Annotated in this window: 23 protein-coding genes, 10 tRNA genes and 1 rRNA gene; 6 read left to right on the forward strand and 28 right to left on the reverse strand. The window is 39.1% G+C overall.

All coding sequences use genetic code 11. The annotated features are described in order from the left end of the window. The 12 genes from CEY16_RS09575 to CEY16_RS09630 form a co-directional block, all read right to left on the reverse strand. Positions 1-125 (reverse strand): 16S ribosomal RNA (locus CEY16_RS09575); the annotation flags it as partial. Positions 126-239: 114 nt separating this feature from the next. After that, positions 240-317, reverse strand: a tRNA-Ile gene (locus tag CEY16_RS09580). A 5-nt stretch (positions 318-322) separates the two neighbouring features. Further along, a tRNA-Gly gene (locus CEY16_RS09585) sits at positions 323-396 on the reverse strand. 55 nt (positions 397-451) lie between these two features. After that, a tRNA-Arg gene (locus CEY16_RS09590) sits at positions 452-528 on the reverse strand. A gap of 63 nt (positions 529-591) precedes the next feature. Then, positions 592-675: transfer RNA gene (locus CEY16_RS09595), tRNA-Leu, on the reverse strand. 15 nt (positions 676-690) lie between these two features. Continuing rightward, positions 691-763, reverse strand: a tRNA-Lys gene (locus CEY16_RS09600). A gap of 119 nt (positions 764-882) precedes the next feature. Further along, positions 883-957, reverse strand: a tRNA-Gln gene (locus tag CEY16_RS09605). Positions 958-965: 8 nt separating this feature from the next. Then, a tRNA-Asp gene (locus tag CEY16_RS09610) sits at positions 966-1,042 on the reverse strand. Between the two features lie 21 nt (positions 1,043-1,063). Continuing rightward, positions 1,064-1,135 (reverse strand) — tRNA-Glu (locus CEY16_RS09615). A 9-nt stretch (positions 1,136-1,144) separates the two neighbouring features. Continuing rightward, positions 1,145-1,235: transfer RNA gene (locus CEY16_RS09620), tRNA-Ser, on the reverse strand. A gap of 4 nt (positions 1,236-1,239) precedes the next feature. Further along, positions 1,240-1,314, reverse strand: a tRNA-Asn gene (locus tag CEY16_RS09625). Between the two features lie 345 nt (positions 1,315-1,659). Then, positions 1,660-2,106: a SprT family protein gene (locus CEY16_RS09630; RefSeq protein WP_101331802.1), complete on the reverse strand. Its 447-nt coding sequence runs from the start codon at positions 2,104-2,106 to the stop codon at positions 1,660-1,662. Positions 2,107-2,245: 139 nt separating this feature from the next. On the opposite strand from CEY16_RS09630, the gene cmpA reads away from it, so the two are divergent. Further along, positions 2,246-2,362 carry a cortex morphogenetic protein CmpA gene (gene cmpA / locus CEY16_RS09635; protein ID WP_101331803.1) on the forward strand — a complete coding sequence of 39 codons (117 nt, stop codon included), beginning with the start codon at positions 2,246-2,248 and terminating at the stop codon, positions 2,360-2,362. Between the two features lies 1 nt (position 2,363). Here the strand turns inward: cmpA and CEY16_RS09640 are convergent, their stop codons facing one another. The 12 genes from CEY16_RS09640 to alr all read right to left on the reverse strand — a co-directional run bounded on the left by CEY16_RS09640 (position 2,364) and on the right by alr (position 11,670). After that, positions 2,364-4,535, reverse strand: a complete 2,172-nt coding sequence (locus tag CEY16_RS09640; protein ID WP_101331804.1) for a Tex family protein — start codon at positions 4,533-4,535, stop codon at positions 2,364-2,366. A 102-nt stretch (positions 4,536-4,637) separates the two neighbouring features. After that, positions 4,638-5,243 (reverse strand): SpoIIE family protein phosphatase, encoded by a 606-nt coding sequence (locus tag CEY16_RS09645; RefSeq protein WP_101331805.1) that lies wholly within the window; start codon positions 5,241-5,243, stop codon positions 4,638-4,640. Continuing rightward, a complete protein-coding gene (sigB, locus tag CEY16_RS09650; protein WP_101331806.1) occupies positions 5,240-6,028 on the reverse strand; it encodes an RNA polymerase sigma factor SigB in 789 nt (262 codons plus the stop codon). Before sigB ends, CEY16_RS09645 begins: the two co-directional genes overlap by 4 nt. Then, positions 6,000-6,479, reverse strand: a complete 480-nt coding sequence (gene rsbW, locus CEY16_RS09655; protein ID WP_101331807.1) for an anti-sigma B factor RsbW — start codon at positions 6,477-6,479, stop codon at positions 6,000-6,002. The genes sigB and rsbW overlap by 29 nt, the downstream gene beginning before the upstream one ends. Then, positions 6,479-6,808, reverse strand: coding sequence for an STAS domain-containing protein (locus CEY16_RS09660; protein WP_101331808.1), 330 nt, complete (start codon positions 6,806-6,808; stop codon positions 6,479-6,481). Before CEY16_RS09660 ends, rsbW begins: the two co-directional genes overlap by 1 nt. Before the next feature lie 71 nt (positions 6,809-6,879). Then, complete coding sequence (locus tag CEY16_RS09665; protein WP_101331809.1) at positions 6,880-7,890, reverse strand: PP2C family protein-serine/threonine phosphatase; 1,011 nt, start codon at positions 7,888-7,890, stop codon at positions 6,880-6,882. 18 nt (positions 7,891-7,908) lie between these two features. Further along, positions 7,909-8,310, reverse strand: a complete 402-nt coding sequence (locus CEY16_RS09670; RefSeq protein WP_101331810.1) for an anti-sigma regulatory factor — start codon at positions 8,308-8,310, stop codon at positions 7,909-7,911. Further along, entirely contained in the window at positions 8,310-8,669 is a 360-nt protein-coding gene (locus CEY16_RS09675; RefSeq protein ID WP_101331811.1) for an STAS domain-containing protein, read from the reverse strand. Before CEY16_RS09675 ends, CEY16_RS09670 begins: the two co-directional genes overlap by 1 nt. Before the next feature lie 5 nt (positions 8,670-8,674). After that, positions 8,675-9,544 (reverse strand): STAS domain-containing protein, encoded by an 870-nt coding sequence (locus CEY16_RS09680; RefSeq protein WP_101331812.1) that lies wholly within the window; start codon positions 9,542-9,544, stop codon positions 8,675-8,677. 221 nt (positions 9,545-9,765) lie between these two features. Next, positions 9,766-10,116 (reverse strand): type II toxin-antitoxin system PemK/MazF family toxin, encoded by a 351-nt coding sequence (locus CEY16_RS09685; protein WP_101331813.1) that lies wholly within the window; start codon positions 10,114-10,116, stop codon positions 9,766-9,768. 5 nt (positions 10,117-10,121) lie between these two features. Next, positions 10,122-10,403 carry an antitoxin gene (locus CEY16_RS09690; RefSeq protein ID WP_101331814.1) on the reverse strand — a complete coding sequence of 94 codons (282 nt, stop codon included), beginning with the start codon at positions 10,401-10,403 and terminating at the stop codon, positions 10,122-10,124. Positions 10,404-10,548: 145 nt separating this feature from the next. Beyond that, a complete protein-coding gene (gene alr, locus CEY16_RS09695) occupies positions 10,549-11,670 on the reverse strand; it encodes an alanine racemase (protein WP_101331815.1) in 1,122 nt (373 codons plus the stop codon). Positions 11,671-11,719: 49 nt separating this feature from the next. Between alr and CEY16_RS15510 the strand changes: the two genes are divergently transcribed. After that, complete coding sequence (locus tag CEY16_RS15510; protein ID WP_274379937.1) at positions 11,720-11,848, forward strand: hypothetical protein; 129 nt, start codon at positions 11,720-11,722, stop codon at positions 11,846-11,848. A 142-nt stretch (positions 11,849-11,990) separates the two neighbouring features. Here the strand turns inward: CEY16_RS15510 and CEY16_RS09700 are convergent, their stop codons facing one another. Beyond that, positions 11,991-13,013: a LolA family protein gene (locus CEY16_RS09700; protein WP_101331816.1), complete on the reverse strand. Its 1,023-nt coding sequence runs from the start codon at positions 13,011-13,013 to the stop codon at positions 11,991-11,993. A gap of 145 nt (positions 13,014-13,158) precedes the next feature. Next, a complete protein-coding gene (gene acpS, locus CEY16_RS09705; protein ID WP_101331817.1) occupies positions 13,159-13,518 on the reverse strand; it encodes a holo-ACP synthase in 360 nt (119 codons plus the stop codon). Positions 13,519-13,609: 91 nt separating this feature from the next. Here acpS and CEY16_RS09710 point away from each other — a divergent pair, with 91 nt between their 5' ends. Genes CEY16_RS09710 through CEY16_RS09720 form a run of 3 tightly spaced genes read left to right on the forward strand, consistent with a single transcriptional unit; the run spans position 13,610 to position 16,041 of the window. Further along, entirely contained in the window at positions 13,610-14,233 is a 624-nt protein-coding gene (locus CEY16_RS09710; protein WP_101331818.1) for a rhomboid family intramembrane serine protease, read from the forward strand. A gap of 22 nt (positions 14,234-14,255) precedes the next feature. Next, entirely contained in the window at positions 14,256-15,158 is a 903-nt protein-coding gene (locus CEY16_RS09715) for a DMT family transporter (RefSeq protein WP_101331819.1), read from the forward strand. Positions 15,159-15,177: 19 nt separating this feature from the next. Then, positions 15,178-16,041 carry a DegV family protein gene (locus CEY16_RS09720; protein ID WP_101331820.1) on the forward strand — a complete coding sequence of 288 codons (864 nt, stop codon included), beginning with the start codon at positions 15,178-15,180 and terminating at the stop codon, positions 16,039-16,041. A 143-nt stretch (positions 16,042-16,184) separates the two neighbouring features. On the opposite strand, the gene CEY16_RS09725 is transcribed toward CEY16_RS09720, so the two are convergent. Beyond that, a complete protein-coding gene (locus tag CEY16_RS09725; protein ID WP_101331821.1) occupies positions 16,185-17,666 on the reverse strand; it encodes an MFS transporter in 1,482 nt (493 codons plus the stop codon). A gap of 78 nt (positions 17,667-17,744) precedes the next feature. Beyond that, positions 17,745-18,065 (reverse strand): YppG family protein, encoded by a 321-nt coding sequence (locus CEY16_RS09730; RefSeq protein WP_101331822.1) that lies wholly within the window; start codon positions 18,063-18,065, stop codon positions 17,745-17,747. 118 nt (positions 18,066-18,183) lie between these two features. Between CEY16_RS09730 and CEY16_RS09735 the strand changes: the two genes are divergently transcribed. Then, positions 18,184-19,260, forward strand: coding sequence for an SDR family oxidoreductase (locus CEY16_RS09735; protein WP_101331823.1), 1,077 nt, complete (start codon positions 18,184-18,186; stop codon positions 19,258-19,260). Positions 19,261-19,282 lie beyond the last annotated feature (22 nt).

Here is a 19,282-nt window from a genome sequence, read left to right on the forward strand (position 1 = left end):
CCCGTCCGCCGCTCGTTCCACAAGCGTCACTCCCGAAGGAGATCTGCTTGCTTCCCGCGCTCGACTTGCATGTATTAGGCACGCCGCCAGCGTTCGTCCTGAGCCAGGATCAAACTCTCCAATAAAAGTAGTTTGATTGGCTTTATCTTACTTGTTTTTCCTCTCCCAATCAGATGAGGAAAAACGAATTGACGTCAGGCTATTTTGTTTAGTTTTCAAGGTTCGAATTCAATACTATATGGTGGGCCTGAGTGGACTCGAACCACCGACCTCACGCTTATCAGGCGTGCGCTCTAACCGGGCTGAGCTACAGGCCCATATATGGAGCGGGTGAAGGGAATCGAACCCTCATCATCAGCTTGGAAGGCTGAGGTTTTACCACTAAACTACACCCGCATAATTATTGAATCTATTATATTGTCATCGCTATTAATTTCACCGTAAGATCTCATGGCGCGCCCGAGAGGAGTCGAACCCCTAACCTTCTGATCCGTAGTCAGACGCTCTATCCAATTGAGCTACGGGCGCTTAATGGCGACAAGATTCATAATAACAAATACAAATCAAAAATGCAATAGCTTTTTTGAAATATGCGGTCGAGAGGATTTGAACCTCCACGGGGTGAACCCCCACTAGGCCCTCAACCTAGCGCGTCTGCCGTTCCGCCACGACCGCATGTAATAAAAAAAGTGAGCCATGGAGGATTCGAACCTCCGACCCTCTGATTAAAAGTCAGATGCTCTACCAACTGAGCTAATGGCTCATATCAAAATAATCTAGAATGTTCTTCAGACGAAAACATTAAAAAAAGACTTATTAACGTTGAGTCATACTAATTGAATCAATGTTGATTCAAACAACGTCAGCCTCATGAGAAATAAATGGCTGGGCCAGCTGGATTCGAACCAGCGCATGACGGTACCAAAAACCGTTGCCTTACCGCTTGGCTATGGCCCAACAATTAATGGCGGTCCGGACGGGACTCGAACCCGCGACCTCCTGCGTGACAGGCAGGCATTCTAACCAACTGAACTACCGGACCTATTTGATTTTTAAAGTAAAGTGACCCGTACGGGATTCGAACCCGTGTTACCGCCGTGAAAGGGCGGTGTCTTAACCACTTGACCAACGGGCCAAAAAATAATGGCGGAGAAGGAGGGATTTGAACCCTCGCGCCGCTTACGCGACCTACACCCTTAGCAGGGGCGCCTCTTCAGCCACTTGAGTACTTCTCCAATATGGCTCCAGCGGCAGGACTCGAACCTGCGACCAATTGATTAACAGTCAACTGCTCTACCACTGAGCTACGCTGGAATCTTAATAAACTTTAAATTGTTTAACTTTCGTTTTCACCTTGTCTTGTCCACTGTATTCGTCGCGTTGCAAGATCATTTGGTGAACATTAAAACAAGTTTTTCAATTAAGTAATTGTCTTGCGTTTTTCGCTATCTATTAAGTAGCGACGATAAGTATAATACAACATCTTTTCAGTAGTGTCAATTCATCATCACAAGATTTTTTACTTTTTTCATTGATCTATTTAAATCAAATAAACCAAAGATATTTCGCTCGCTAACGAAGAGCTTTTTAAATTTAACACGGGGCGATTTAAACTGTCAATATTGTTTAGTGAATTTATGTGAATTAGATTTTCTTATCCTATTCTTTCATTAATAGTTCCCCACGACATTTGCCACACCGATATTTATTCAAGTTGATCCTTCTTTTTCTTGAATATTGTTTATTGCACTCTTTACAGAAATAAATATAGTTGAACTTAGTATCTTCTGAAGGTAATCGTTTGCAGAATCTTGGAGACCCTGTAGCTTTCAGAAGTTCTCTGAATTCACGGCTACGATGATTGAACGGCTTCCCTTGCTGGTGTAAATGGTAATGGCATAGCTCATGCTTAATGATGCCGTCTAATTCTTCGTACCCTAGTTCTTCTAAATACTTAGGGTTAATCTCTATGACTCCTTCAGAGGGGATGTATCTTCCACCTGTAGTTCTTAATCTATAATTGAATCGAGCTTCCCCTGTAAAAGATAACCCAAAAAATGCATCAGATAGCTCCATCGTTTTTTTGTTCAGCTCTTGATCATTCATGTCAAAGCACCTATCTTTTTAAAAAACTAATAAGAGCCGTGAAGTTTCGTGCACTCGACACAGCTCTTATTGGTAACATTTTCATTCAACCATTTTCGACATACCGCATATACTATAAAAAAATGTAAAGGTGATTCGTATGCCTAAGTGGTTCATGAGTCAATTGAGAAAAGCTTATCAAACAAAGAATCTACAACAAATTAAAATGTTGAATCAATGCTGGTTCTTTTATCGTGATAGGAATATCAAATTATAAATTATTTACCTGAAGGGACCATTGTAAGAGCAATCCGTTCTCTTTTTGTATCTACTTCATCAACCCAGACTGTTACAATATCTCCCACAGCTACTACGTCTAGTGGATTTTTCACAAAACGGTTAGAGAGTTTAGAAATGTGTACTAATCCGTCTTGCTTCACCCCAACATCAACAAACGCGCCGAAATCAACGACATTGCGCACAGTTCCTTGTAGTTCCATTCCCTGCTCTAAGTCTTCCATAGCCAAGACATTCGTCTTTAACAATGGTTTAGGGTGTTCATCTCTTGGGTCTCTATTTGGTTTCTTCAGATCTTCAACAATATCTTCTAATGTTAGCTTACCAATATCAAGTTCCTCTGTGAGTTTAGTAAGGTTCTCTAGATCGAGTTGTTTATTTAATGTCTCTGAACCCAACCCTTCTGAAGACAAGCCTAAGCGTTTCAATAATTGTTTGGTCGCTTTATAGCTTTCAGGGTGAATGGAAGTTGCATCCAATGGTTCGTCGCCTTCCATCACTCTTAAGAAGCCAATTGCTTGCTCATAGGTTTTAGCTCCTAATCGTGGAACGTCCTTAATTTGCTTTCGATTCGTGAATTTTCCTTCTTCCATACGGTATTTCACAATGTTATTCGCTACAGTCTTATTCAATCCTGAAATATACTGGAGTAATGACGATGATGCTGTGTTGACATTAACTCCTACTTGGTTAACGGCCGATTCTACTACAAACGTCAATGAATCGTTCAATTTCTTCTGGCTGACATCATGTTGGTATTGGCCGACACCGATCGATTTAGGGTCTATTTTCACTAACTCACTAAGTGGATCTTGGACTCTTCGTGCAATTGATACTGCACTTCTTTCTTCTACTTGAAGATCAGGGAATTCTTCACGCGCTAATTTGGAGGCTGAATAAACACTCGCGCCAGCTTCATTTGCAATTAAGTAAGCAACATCCAGATTATGCTTACCAATCATTTCCGCGATGAATTGCTCAGTTTCTCTCGAAGCTGTTCCGTTCCCAATAGCAATTAACTCGATAGGATAATCTTCGAATACTTTCATTAATTTCTTTTCTGCTCCAGCCACATCATTTTTAGGGGCAGTTGGATAGATTACGTCAACACTCTTCATTTGTCCCGTCTCATCTACGACAGCAAGTTTACAACCTGTTCTGAATGCCGGGTCAACGCCTAGGATCGTCTTTCCTTTCAATGGAGGTTGCAAAAGAAGGTTCTTGAGGTTTTTAGCAAAAATATCAATCGCATGTTCCTCGGCACCTTCAGTTAAAGTAGAACGAATATCCCTCTCAATAGAAGGCTGAATGAGTCGCTTGTAACTATCTTCAATTGCATTTTCTAGAAAAGCCTTCTCTTCCCCACCACTTTTGATGATTGAACGATGTAAGAAGTCCATTATCATTTCTTCAGGTGGCTCAATCATGACCTTCAGCACTTTTTCTTTCTCTCCGCGGTTCATTGCTAGTACACGGTGAGGAGCTGTTTTCACCACAGGTTCGTGGTATTCATAATACATTTGGAAAATACCTTTTTCGTCCTCAGCGTTTTTCTTCATTTCTGTTTGCAAAGAACCTTTATCATACGTCAACTTACGAATTTTCTCACGGTAAGATGGTTCATCCGAGATCCATTCAGCAATAATATCACTAGCGCCCGCTAATACATCTTCAACTTCATTCAATTCGTGTTCTTCCGAAAAATACTGCACCGCCTCAGCGTTCAAGTCAATTCCTGTTTGTTCCCAAATTTGTTTAGCCAAAGGCTCCAAACCTTTTTCTTTGGCAATCGTAGCTCTTGTTCTACGTTTTTGTTTATAAGGGCGGTATAAATCTTCTACTTGTTGAAGTTTTTCCGCTTTCAATAAGTCGTTTTTCAGCTCTTCTGTTAATTTCCCTTGCTCGTCAATTAAGCGAATGACTTCCTCTTTTCGCTTATGTAACTGAACTTGGTAATCATAGGTCTCTTTGATCGATTGGACTTCCATTTCATCTAAGTTATTCGTTTGTTCTTTTCTATATCTTGAAATGAATGGAACAGTATTCCCCTCATCCAATAAAACGATGACACTTTTTACATTCTGTTCTTTTAATTTCAGCTGCTTGCTGACTATTTGTATGATTTGTTGGTTTTCAACCGCTAATTCTGTCAATGTGTTTCCTCCTTAAAGATGGACGCATATCAATCAACTTCCGTTAACTATTTTATCACATAAAAAAGTAGAAGAAACCTGTTATTCCAAGCTTCTTCTACTTCACCCTAAATATTTCATAGCGACGAGCGTCGTGTCATCATCCATATAATCACCTAGTTGATTCTCATACCAATCTACCGTGAGTTGCATCGATTGATGTGAATAAAAATCCTTTGTTAGTGTTCTTTCATTCACGCCATCAGAGAAAAGGAAAAATACGGTGTTTTCTTTTAAGGGGTGTTCGTGGACTTTCACTTTTCGTTTGATTCCGGATAAATACCCAGAAACGGGAATGCTACGATGTTTTTTACCGTCATTGAATAGAGTAATTACACCGATATTTCCAACTGATGCATAACAATAAGTATTAGTTGTGAAATCAAGTTTTATAATGGAGAGCACACAACCACGCAATTCTGTGCCGATAAGTGCTTCATTGCATTTATCAAAAATAACTTCTAACGATTGATGGTGATTCTCTTGAATTACGTCCATCGCTACATCTGCTGAAGCCTTAGCCATTTCACCACTACCTAAGCCATCTGCAAGGGCACCAATGAAATAATTTTTGTTTTCCAAATAAAAAAAACGGTCTCCCGAATAGTAGTTTCCTTTTTTTGGTTTTTGAAAAGTTGCAACTTCCATATGGTCTTTGCGGTCTATCAAAATAAAACCTCCAGGTCTTCTTCTGATATGGACTCACGCAATTTACGTAGCGCTCTACGTTGCAACCTGGAAACATGCATCTGAGATAGACCGAGACGTTCGCCAGTCTCTTTTTGGCTAAGGTTATCAAAGTAAGTACACTTCAATATTTCTTGTTCTCGTTCGCTTAAGAGAGGCATGATCTTTTCAATGATCATTTGATGATTCACTTTTTCGTACCCTTGTTCTTGTGAACCTACAAGATCAAGAATAGTTACAGTACTGCCATCAGAATCAGCCTCGATTTTTCTGTCTGCTGAAAGGGCATTATAACTTTTACCCATTTCCATCGTCTCTAGTACTTCTTCTTCGGTTACCCCGATATAATCGGCAATTTGTTGAACAGAAGGTGAATCCTGATACATATTAGTCAGTTCTTCATTTGCCTTCTTGATTTTAGGACCTAATTCTTTGATTCTTCTCGGAACGTGCACACTCCAGGTTTTATCACGAATAAAGCGCTTGATTTCACCAATAATCGTAGGAATCGCAAATGACTCAAAGGATTTCCCGAAAGAATCATCATACCTTTTGATCGCAGCCATTAAACCTAACATTCCTACTTGCACCAAATCTTCATGAATCGGACTGTTTTTAGAATATTTTTTTGCTATAGAATGAACTAGGTTTTCATATTTCAGCACAATCTTCTCTTGAGTAGATTCATCATTTGGGTGCTCTCTAAGATAATTTATTAGTTCATAAATATCTTCGTCATTACTGTGATGTTGAGATTTGGTCGTCACTGCGCCCCACCTCATTTTCCTGCAAAAACTTGGTCATCAATACAATTACGCCATGGTTATTTGTAATTTCTACTTTATCCATCAGAGCGTCTATCAAGAAAAGACCGAAACCTCCCTCACGCATGTCATCTACTGGGTCACCATCGCTATACGGCCCAATCGCTTCTTTCACTTCTTTAAGGTCAAAGCTTCCACCATGGTCGGCAACCATGACTTCAAGGCGATTCTCATACATTCCAAACCCTATAGTTACTTCTCCCGTATCCTCTTCAAAGTATGCGTGTTTTACTGCATTTGTTATAGCTTCTGAAATAGCAACTTTCAAATCTTCAATATCTTCAAACGAGAATCCCATTCGATTAGCGACCCCCGAAACAGTTAATCTCAATACGCCCACATATTCTGACTTTGCAGGCAACTTCACTTCGACAAAATCAAATGGTTCCTGCATTACATACCACCTCGGACAGTATTCTCAATATCGATGACTTCGTTCAATCCAGTAATGTTAAAGAGGCGATAAACATTTTCTTGTAAATTCACCAATTTAAACGTACTTTCCTTCTCTTTCGAAGCTTTTAAAGCACTGATAAATACTCCTAGGCCAGTACTATCCATATAGTTAACTTTTTGCATATCTACATGAACTTCAGCTCCCGGCTCTTCAACAAGCTCTAATAATTTTCCTTTTAATTGTGGTGCTGTATAGGCATCAATTTCACCCGTAAGCTTTACAATCGTTTGATTTCCATCTTGAAAATCATCGATATGTAAATTCATAATAAATCCCCCTCGTTACTTTAACTTTTGTACTGGTTTTACATTACCCAAACAATATTAATATTAAACATTTAGTGATTTCTTTTAATTATGACTAGAGTAAAGTCATCTCTTAATTCGAATCCTTGTAAACGTTCAAATTGTTTATACACGTTGTCTACAATTTCATTTGCAGGTAAATGTCTATTACTACGAATGGCATCCAGTACTTCTTCTTGTTCAATGAATCGGTCACCCTGTCGACATTCCGTCACTCCGTCAGTTAAGAGTACGATGAAATCATCTTCCCCGATCGGCGTCTCATATTGTTTGTAACGCATTTCTTGTTCAACACCAAGAAGCAACCCTTTTGCTTGGATTTCTTCAAACTCGTCTTTATCAGCACGATAAATGAAACCAGGTTCATGACCAGCAGAAGCGTAATAAAAATGGTGATCGTGTACATCATAGAGACCATAAAACATCGTGACGAACATACCTTGTTCCACATTTCTTTCTACGACGCGATTCAATAACTCTAAGATCATCTTGGGGTACATTCTATTTTCAGGAAAACTTTCCATCGCATACTTAATCATGGACATGCAAAAAGCCGCAGGAACTCCCTTACCTATAACATCCGCTATGGCAATTCCTACGTTGTTCTCTGGATCCTGTACAAAATGATAGTAATCCCCGTTCATTTGTTTTGCAGGTATGGATTTTGCTCCAATATCTAGCCCATCATTCTTCGGTATGTGCGACTGCAGAAGAGTATTTTGCATATTAGCAGCAACGTCGATCTCTGCTTTCAACTCTAATTGTTTTTCACGTAACACTTGATACTCCTGATAAGCCAAACCGTAAGAGATCATTGTTTCAATCAAGAAATAAAATGAGTCCTTAACATTATCATCAAGATCCGGAATTAAATCTAGCATCGCCTGATAATGGACGTTTACGATTTCATCCGGTGATATATTCTTCTGTATGGATGACTTACTGAATTGTTCTGCTCGATACAGGATTTCCTCATTTTTGGTTTGTAAGTACTGTTCTAATAGTTGCTTATAATTGGACATATCCTCTTGTAATGAGCTCATGTACGCTCACCCCTCTATTTATCTAAGCCATTTTATTATTTTAATGACCGTCCCTTTTTCACTTGATACGATGTCGAATTCATCCATCAGTCTTTTGACACCTGGTAAACCAGCTCCTAAACCACCTGATGTTGAATAGCCATCTTCCATTACTTTGGAGATATCTTGAATTCCGGCACCTTCATCAGCTGCAATTATTTTAAGCCCCACCGGAGTTTGTCCTTGTACTTCTTCGAAAATGACCTCACCTTTTCCTGCATATAAATAAATATTTCTTGCCAATTCAGAAATAGCGGTGGCAATTCTAGCTTGGTCCACGGAACCAAACCCTAAGTTGGATGCAAAATTTCTACCGGCTTGTCTTGCCCCGACGATATCCCACTCTTGCTTTATTGGTACACAGGATAGAGTCTCCTTCATCACTTCTCCTCCAATTCCTGTTTAAGCTTTGATAACCCTTGTTCTAAATCCAAAGCCGTAGGAACATCTTGAAGATGAATTCCAAGGTCGATCAAAGTCATGGACACTGCAGGTTGAATTCCTGTGAAAACAACTTGTGCGCCCATTAAGTCTGCCATCGATACTACATCACCTAATACCTTAGCAATGAAGGAGTCGATGATTTCTACTGAAGTCAAATCTATTACAACTCCAATGGCACCTGTAGAGTGTATTTTATTTAAAAGATCTTCTTGAAAGTCCATCGCTGTTTGATCATCAAGTTCAGTTTGAATGGAAATCAACAAGTAGTCATGCAATTTTAAAATAGGAATTCTCATAAATTTTACTCCTTCCCAATAGAATCTAGGATGTTTTCTGCCTCATCCATTTGTTTTTTTGTTGAAACAATGTAACGGTCGGTCATCTCAAGCGCTGACTCAAACCCTTTTTTCAGAGAGCTCTTTGTAGGGAATTTAGATAAATCAATACCTAAGTTCACAATTGTTTGGGCAACTTCAGGACGAATTCCCACAAGAATACACGTTGCGCCAACTAAACGAACAGCTTCAGCAGCTTGAATGATATGGTGAGCGACCATAGTATCAACAACAGGCACACCTGTAATGTCTATTAAAACTACGCTTGAACGATGTTTGATTACACCATCCAGTAAATTCTCCATAATCGTCTTCGCCCGGTCAGTATCAATCGTTCCAACAAGTGGCAGGACTGTGATGCCCTCCATTACTGGTATTAATGGAGCTGATAATTCCTGAAGTGCCACTCTTTGAAGTGAAACCGTGTTATTCCAGTTACTAGAATATTCGTTAATCAGTTGATTTTTAATAGGGTCAACCCAATTATTTACATCTTGCATAACTTGAAGAAAGACTTCTTTACTTTCCTCTTCAACTGCATTTAAGATCACATTGATGCTGACTGTGCGGAAAGTTTGCATCCCTTCAGTCAGATATCCTAATGGCCAACCTAAGTTTACGATTCTCTCAGAAAATTGGTTGATATGATCATACGAATTATCTTTTTCAATTGTCGAAAAAATGACACTTACGAACTCCCGATTTTGTTCCTCTATCAAATCAGTTGAAATCGTAGATGTATAATCTTGTAGTCTTGTTTGATCTAATTGACTTAACCACTTATTTTCAATTTTTTCTTTATTTTCCAGCACAATACTTCTGACATCCACGCTCACATTGATACCTCCAAAAAAATATGTTTAATTACAATTTATCACTAACATTCAGAATAATCTAGCCATTTACTATCAAAGACAGCAAATGTTTACTTGAAAAGACTGGAATCGACAGCTATTTTCCTAAAAGAAGAGGTCTCTTTTTTCCTAAAATTAACAAAAATAAAAAACCACCCTTTACTGTAGGATGCAAACTAGCACCTACCTAGGATGGTTTACACTTACAAATCTAATAAGCCTAGACTAATTTGTAATGCATCATCAACTTGATTCATCAAGTATTCGTCAAGCGTCGTGATTTTATCTGTCAATCTCTGTTTATCAATTGTACGTATTTGTTCTAATAATACAACTGAATCACGTTCAAAACCATATTTTTCTGAATCTATTTCTACATGTGTTGGTAATTTTGCTTTTTGAATTTGTGCAGTGATCGCTGCCACTATAACAGTCGGACTAAAACGATTTCCAATGTTATTTTGGATAATAAGCACTGGGCGAACACCGCCTTGCTCAGATCCTACCACCGGGGTAAGGTCTGCATAAAAGACGTCGCCTCGTTTTACGTACAAATTAATTACACCCCACTCACTAAGCGCTCTAGAGTGATTTCAGCCTCCTCTTCAGCTTGGAAAGCCTCAGATGCAATATCCAGGTTGATATTTTTCATCTCTACATAACCACGGCGCATTGATTCTTTGATCTTACGAGCTTTCTCCGATTTTACATAACTGTGAAGCGCTTGAAGAATAACCGTATTACGATCCGATTCTTCAGATTCTACTTCGACTAAATGATCACACTCATTTAATAAAGAAACAGGAAGCTTAACCATAATTTCTTCTGATGTTTCTGCCATTCAGTACACCCCCAGCAAATTTCGAGCCATAAAGCTATTAACAATGATATCATCGTTTTGCCTAATAAGCAAAGAAAAATGTGAAAAAATGTCGATTTTTAAATCATTTTCTCCGCGTTTAGCAAAAAAACGAACCTTTTAACCGTCATTTCCGATAAATTCTAGGAATGCGACGATTAAACATACATGGAATTTCATAGTTAATGGTTTCCAAATATGTAGCGATATCATCGACAGTAACTTCTTGATCTCTACTTCTGCCGATTAGGGTAACTCTTGTACCAACGGGATACTCGCGGGGTAACCGAATCATACATTGATCCATGCATATTCGACCTACAATCGGAACAAATTCTCCTTCAATCAAAACTTCAAAATTTTGAAGTTTCCTTATCCAGCCATCTCCATAACCGATGGGTATCGTCCCGATCCACTCATTATCTGTGGTACGATATGTAGCTCCGTAACTGATTCCTTCATCTTCACTTACCTTTTTAACATGAATTAGCTCAGTATGCAACGAAAAAGCTTGAATTAAAGGTTTTCTTGTGGCAGATGCAACATCTTCTGACGGATATAAACCATACATACCTATTCCAAACCTTACTCCGTCAAACGTATCCTCAGGATAGCGAAAAGCCGCAGCAGTATTGCCCGTGTGCACTTCTACTGTTTCTGGCAAGTACGCTTTCAACTTAGAATATAAGCCTCGAAATCGTTCCAATTGGACCTTATAATAGGAATCATCCGTTTCGTCTGCTGTCGAAAAGTGTGTGAAGACTCCAGTAATATTAAGGCTACTGTCATTAACTTCCTTAATAACATCATACGCTTCTTCGAACGTTCTTATACCTATTCGTCCCATTCCTGAGTCGATTTTAAGATGGATATCCAACTTTTCATCCTTTAGATATTCGCTAGCTGCACGAATCCACTCAGATTGAAAGGCTGTTGCTATAATTCTATTTCGAGCTGCAACCGGGGCATCTTCAGGTCTGATCCACCCCATTACTAATATAGGAATATCTTTAAAATACATTCGTAAGCGAATAGCTTCATCAAGAATTGCCACTGCAAGAGCATCCGCACCCGCTTCTAAGGCTGCTTCAGCAACTTCTATTTCACCATGCCCGTAAGCATCAGCTTTCACTGCGGCATAGATTTTCTTCTCACCATTATAATGATCGTGCAATACCTTCACATTATTACGAATAGCCGATAGATCAACTTCTGCCCAAGTATCTCGATAGAAAGGTTCTGTAGTCATAAAAGTACTTCCTTCTTTTTTCTATCATTATTGATGGTGGAAGCCTCTATTGTCAATTAGAAAAGCGCAAGCGTCCGTTTATCAGCGTATCAATTGGAGAAAAGGACCAGGAAATAAAGGAAACACCGTGAGTAAGCGAACAGATGTTGACTTATTGATTGTTCATTTTAGAAATTGACTAGTTGATGGACGCTGGAGCTAGACAAAGAAAAGTGCATGCACACTCTTTTAAGCAATTAAGAAAATTGAGCTGGTCCGCAATTGAACCAGCTCGAAGTAAAATCAAATAATTTTGAGAGAGGAAATTGAGTATCAACATTCTATTTCATCGAATTGCTTTGAACGGATTTCGCAACTTCAACCATTTCGTCAACTGTCAGACTATCACTGGCTAAAACGAATTTCATCCCATCTTGTTGCCATTCCAAAGAGTGGTTATCCATTAAGCCGACTGTAACCCCTAGGTCTACCATTTCACCTGACGCATATACAGGGACAGTCAGATTAGTGGGGTAAGAATCATATTTTTCCTGGATAATCGTAAAAGGTTTCGATCCTTCAAAAGATAGGATAACTCTTTCACCTTCTTCGAAATCTACGAATTCCTCAGTATCTAAACTAGTTCCTTCAGGAGTCGTGAATGGGTAGTAAACGCTAAACTCTTCTTCTGCCTCTAATTCACTGATTGTCGGTACACTGATCGCTCCTTCAGCAAGGTTTCTTTCAGTGTCGAATTCACCGTCTTCAATTGTTGGGTTTTCCTCATATTCAGTGAAATCAACTTCGACTTTCTTTTCCCCTTCAGCATTGAATACTTTAACTAAAGCTGGATCATATGTTTTTCGATGGAAATAGATTTCTTGAGTAGGTAATTGTTGATTACCTTTATAATTGGTTTGAACTTTGAACACATAATAATTCTCTGTCTTCTTGAATTCTCGCTCAGAATCTTGGTTGATGTCGTCGACTAAAGAAGTGAATAAGTAGGGCTGGCTATGATTTCTTGGCCAGTCATTCTGAAACTTATAGCTTTTGTTAATCGAAGGAGTTAGGACAAAGACACCTTCTTCGTTTCTTAAAATAATTTGATTCCCTTTGTCATCATTCGTATTGTGCATGATAACTTTATAGAAATCATCCTTCTTGTGCCAAACTTCTACATCATAGTTCTGATTTTCTTCCCCTGTGTTCATCGACATATTTACAGTAGCCTTGAAACTATTCGTTTCCTCTGCCTGTTTGTTCAGAGACTGTAATACATCATCAACCGATTCTTCTCCGCATGCTGCTAGCAAGCTTGTCATGAATAAAATAACTAAGAGAAGCACTAGCTTTCGTTTCATTTGGACAACTCCTTCGCCTCATTTTCATTGCTTGATGTTCCAAGCGATCTATAGTGTTGCGGTTACAATGTGCACATTGGATTTATTGTTACCCGCATTAAACTATATGAGACGACCTGTCCGTTTATGCAGACTAGCTATCGATTCAATTTTCTATGATTACTTGAGCCACAGCAAAGGCTCTACTATGAGAGATTGAGACATGGGCACCTTTTTGTTTTTCACCATTTTCAAATAAAAAAGGTTTTCCATTTTCATCAGAAATGATTTCTAAAGAGTGAAAAGATAGTTGCTTTCCTATTCCACAACCTACCGCTTTCGCATATGCTTCTTTGGCAGCGAAACGACCTGCCAGATACTCCGCACGTCTTCGATCACTTTTAATTTTTTCGAAACGATCAATTTCTCTAGTAGTCAAAATTCTTTTCACGAATTTCGGGTGTGAAGAACGCAATTCTTGGATGCGTTCAATCTCACAGATATCAATCCCTGTACCTTTAATCATTCGAAACCCTTCTTTCTAATTGCATGTTCATACAATCATTAGTATTCTTAAGAAGAAAATAATTTGTAACGTATATGAAAGAGGCGTCAATATGTACTTTTTACGCACAGAAAGCTTCAGTCAATTCATCCGATTATACCCAATCATTACAATCATTATAGCTATCCACACCGCATTCTTTGTATTCAATCACGTACTGACCATCTTCATGCCTGGGCTAGAATCGTATTATTACCTATTAATGGGTCAAAACTATTTCATCGCTGTTGAAGGTGAATATTGGCGGTTGATCACACCGATCTTCCTACATGCTGGATTTACCCACGTATTATTCAACTCGTTCAGCTTAGTCCTCTTTGGACCTGTCTTAGAACGTATGCTAGGTAAGTTCAAATTCATTCTAGCATATTTAATATGTGGAATTCTCGCAAACGTAGCGACCCTTTACTTAGCCCCATTGAATTATGCTTCCGTGGGTGCTTCCGGGGCGATTTTCGGGTTGTTCGGCTTATATGTATTCATGTTACTTTTTAGACAGGACCTCTTGGATTCGCAAAGCAGACAGATGATCATGGTCATCGTCATCTTTGCTCTAGTAATGACTTTCGTGAATAGTAATATCAATATTTACGCACATATTTTCGGATTGATCGCAGGCGTTGCGCTTGGGCCGATTATACTAAACCGCGTACGTCCGATACCGCACTATTTCTAAATTAAATTAAGGGGTGGAACTAATGGCGAAAAGCCAACTGACTCCCTACCTTGCAGTGGTCATAGGTGTTTTATCTGTATCAACAGCCGCTATATTCGTCAGGTTAGCAGATGCTCCCGCTTCAATTATTGCAAACTATCGATTATTATTAGCGGTTCTCATTATGCTTCCTTATATTCTATGGAGGAACCGGTCTGAGTTCAAAGACATCTCAAAAAAGGACTGGATGTACTCCCTAGCAGCCGGCGTATTTTTAGCTATGCACTTCATTTTATGGTTTGAATCGCTAAATTACACTTCTGTTGCAAGCTCGGTGGTGTTAGTCACTACACAGCCAATTTTCGCTTTTTTAGGTGCATATCTTTTCTTCAAAGAAAAATTCACAAGCGGCGCAGTACTAAGCATGCTTATAGCATTTACGGGAAGTGTAATAATCAGTTGGGGTGATTTCCAAATCAGTGGACTTGCCCTATTCGGAAACTTCTTAGCATTAATGGGAGCTATAACGGTTACCGGATATTTTTTATTTGGGCAAAATGTTAGAAAGAGATTGTCTCTAATGACATATACATTTGTAGTATATGGTATAAGCTCGGTTACCTTGATTATCTATAATGTTATAATGAGAGAACCATTCGTTGGCTATTCGGTTGATACATGGATATATTTCCTTGCATTAGCCATCATCCCGACGTTCCTTGGACATACCCTATTCAATTGGTCATTGAAATGGATCAGTGCATCCACGATTACTACGGGGATATTGTTCGAACCGATCGGCGCTTCTATTTTAGCCTATTTTGTACTGGATGAACTTGTCACATGGCCGCAATTTCTTGGTGGCTCAATCGTCATATTCGGCCTGATGCTATTCATCATCAGTACTTCTAAAAAGAGAAAAGTAAAGGTCATACACGACCAATAAAAATATATGAGGTGATTTGATGTCAATTCAATTAGTTGTTGACGGAGCAACAGATTTACCACAAGGGTTTGCAGAAAAATTCGATGTTAAAGTAATTCCATTGAACATTCATTTCAGTAACGAGACCTATAAAGCTGGGGAAGATTTGGACATTCAAGGTTTTTATAAAAAAATGGCTTCTGAGCAAGAGCTTCCAAAGACTTCAGCCCCAAGCCCGAACGATTTTTATGAGATTTTCAAAGAGGTAGATGCAGAAACACCGATTTTATATCTGGCGCTCAGCAAAACGTTAAGTGCCACTTACCAAAACGCAACTCTCGGGCGTGACATGTTATTAGAAGAAGAGCCTGAACGTAAAGTTGAAATCATCAATACGAAAACAACTTCGTGCGGAACAGCATTGTTATTGAACGAAGCGATCAAATTGAAAATGAAGCAAATAGATTTCCCTGAACTAGCTCAAACAATGAAAAGTTATGCAGAAAGAACAGTTACATTATTTTCTTTACGAACTGTTGATAACTTGATTAAAGGTGGACGATTGGATCGCTTCCGCGGTACTATCGCCCGTTCATTGAATATCAAACTATTAATGAGAGCTTCTGATGAAGGAGAAATCGAAGTCACTGAGAAAATCCGCGGCGAAAAGAAAGCTCTTCGCAGATTAGTAGACCAGATTGGTGAATACACGAAAAGTTTTGAAGGAAAAACAATTGCTTTAGCCCACAGTAATTGTGAAGATAAAGCGAAACAAATCCTCTCAAACATTCGTGAAAAATACGATTTCAACGATGAAATGACTGTAGAAATGGGGCCTCTCATCGCCACACATGCTGGTGAAGGTGGATTGGTCATCTCATTCCTAGGTGATGAAAAGAAGTAGATTCATGAGAAAAACTTGGCTTATCGCCAAGTCCTAATGGCGAAAGCCTTTGTTTTCACATACTCAATCCTTTAACAAAGTTAAACATTCTTAAAGTACAAAAAACTTCCTCCAGAGATGGAGGAAGTTTTATTTTGCTTTTTTTAGCTGTGATAATCTTCATACTTCGGTGGTGGCGATGTAAGTACTAATATTCCTGCAATCAATGGTAGAAGTGGTGTTAGAAGCAGTACCTCTGAATACCCACCCATTACATCGTAAAACAATCCATATGGCAGAGGTCCTAAAGCTGAACCAACAACCATCACTGATTGAGCGATACTTTTTATACTTCCTAAATGTCTTCGCCCAAAATAATTCGGCCAGATGATGTTCAGTGTAATTCTCTCAAAGCCGTGAGCTACTCCCCATAGAACTCCATAGATGATGGCACCGGTCGCCGTTTGTGTATACCATAACCAAAGAATCGCTAAGATATGGATGGCAAACGTCGCTGATAAAATATAATGCACCTTATACTTGTCCACTAGATAACCTGAAACGAATGTTACTGGAAAACCGATAATTGCCATAAGAGACAAAACAAAAGAAGCAATTTCAGGCGACAGAGATTTACCCTCCATAATTGAAAAGATGTGGAACGTAATCCCCGTATTTGTCAGTGCAGGGATACTGATGCAACCAAGGATAACCCAAAAAGCTTTAGTCCTCATGGCTTCCTTCAGTGTCCAGTTCACTTCATTATCTACTGGATTATCTTCTTCCTCTGTATGATCGAATTCTGCTGATTTTTTTGGTGTTCTTTTAACTATCCAGAAAACTACTAAAATAGCTGCTGTGGTCAACAATATGCGGATATAGGTCGGTGGCATCCAAGAAAATAATTCAGTCAATTGACGATCTATTGGAGGGATGATCGTTAACCCAATCAACGCTACAATACTGACGGCTGTAAACAGGGGGAATCTGGACACTTGTTTTTGGGAAACTTTGCCCCTTCTCCTCCCGTCGATTATCTCGTCGATCTCGCTTGGTTGGTTTCTAACTAGCATGATAGCAAACGGAACGAATAACACTAATAGCGCAATTCCCCAAACAGACCAAGCTGCTCTCCACCCTAATTGTTCGATCATAAAATAATTCAAAGGTGGAATGAAAGCGGCACCCGCAAAGCCACCAATAGCCATTACGCTAAGGGCTCGTCCCCTTTTTTCCAAAAACCACTGGGGTACTAGCGTATTCGGGAGAAGAGTCATCGATCCTTGACCAAAAATTCTCAACATGAAAAAGCCGAAGAACATCATAACAGGACCTACAATCGCTGCATTCCAGAATGTAGCTAAGGCGAGTGCTGTCCCAATCGCTGTCATCATAATCCTCTGGCCGAAACGGTCGGTCAAACGCCCGATGATAAATAGCAAAAATCCCGCTAAAAGGGTCGCGCCTGAATAAAGACCAGAAACATAGGAACGGCTATAATCGAATTCTTCAATATAGTAATCAATAAATGTGGAAATCGCGAAGGTTTGTCCAGGTCCTGAAAAAAACACACTCAGACCCGCCACCGCAACAACCACCCAGCCATAGTAAAAGGGTGTGTTCATTACTTTATTTTTAGAGAGCATGATAAATCCTTCTTTCTATCTCTTTTAAACGCTTTAAATTGTAACATAATTTACGGGTCTCGAAATAATTTACGGTTATTATTTTCTAAAACCATTAATCATTGATTGGAAGTCTTGCATGACCGGAGAGATTTGCTGTGCAGTTTTCATCACTTGACCAAAGGTGACAAAGAGTTTCTCCATATCTACTTCCCCGTCCTCCCCTTTGAAATAATTCATGACTCCACCTAACCCTTGTGGTTGATTCGCAGATTGATAGAAATCCTCAGGTGAATGGTAATAAGGGTTATACTGGTTATAAGGCTGTTCATAAAAATATGGAGGTGTTTGGTAAGTCGTATATGGAACCAACAGAGGGTCAAAAGAATATTCTTGTTGCTGATTTCTATAGTCATTCATTCGAACTCACTCCCTTACCCAATTATATGAACAGGAAAAATTATTGTGCTACCGTCTATTTTTAGAGGATTTCAAAAAGTTTTATTGAACATTATTAGAATGAATGGAGTGATTTGGAATGAACAATTATTTTTTCACTGGCTTCCCTGGATTTTTAGCAACATATATCGTAAAAGAACTAGTCCTCTCCGAACATCCAGTAAGACATGTTCAATTTCTTGTGCTTCCTAACGAATATGATCTAGCGCAACAACGGTTGGAAGAGTTGAAGAGTATTAATCCGAAAGTAAAGTATACAATCTTTTCAGGTGACATCACAAAAGAACAGCTAGGTTTATCGGATGATGATTATAAGCAAATCTCTGAACAAACCCATTACTTATTTCATTTAGCAGCCATCTATGATTTATCTGTACCTTATAAACCAGCTTTTAACGTCAACGTCAATGGAACGATCCAAATCAACAAGCTCGCCGTCAACTGTGTCGAGTTGAAAAAGTATATTTATTTCAGTACTTCCTATGTATCAGGGAAAAGATCGGGTAGAATTTTTGAATCAGAGCTCGAACATGATACAGGATTCAAAAACCATTATGAAGAGACAAAATATCTAGCTGAAAAAGAAGTTCAGCGATGGATGGGCGAGTTGCCAATCTCTATCATTCGCCCCGGAATCGTCGTCGGTCATTCTGAAACTGGAGAAACCCTCAAGTTCGATGGACCTTATTATATGTTAGAGATGTTCAGACGTATTAGGAACTTACCGCTTATCCCTTATATAGGAAAAGGAAAAGCACCAATCAACTTAGTCCCGGTGGATTATATGATTCAATCCACCCTTTACTTATCCCATTTGAAAGGGCGTAACAGTAAAGTTTATCAAATCGCTGACCCTTCCCCATCCTCATCTAGAGAAATTTATCGTTTGTTCGCATTGCATTATTTAGGCAAAGAGCCAAAAGGGCAAATTCCTTCTTTTATAGCAAAAGGTTCGCTCTCAATTCCATTCGCGCGAAAAATGCTAGGAACCCAAAAGCAAACCGTGGACTACATGGACCACTATTGTGTCTACGATACGACTAATACAAAAAGTGACTTGAGAGGTTCTGGCATCGAATTCCCTCAAATCTCTGAGTTGGTGCCAACCTTAGTAAGATATTTCAGAGAGCAAACAAGAGATCGCGAAAGTTCATAGGGCACTAGTATGTTGCCCCTTG

The organism is Halalkalibacillus sediminis, from assembly GCF_002844535.1.
Lineage (GTDB): Bacteria > Bacillota > Bacilli > Bacillales > Alkalibacillaceae > Halalkalibacillus_A > Halalkalibacillus_A sediminis.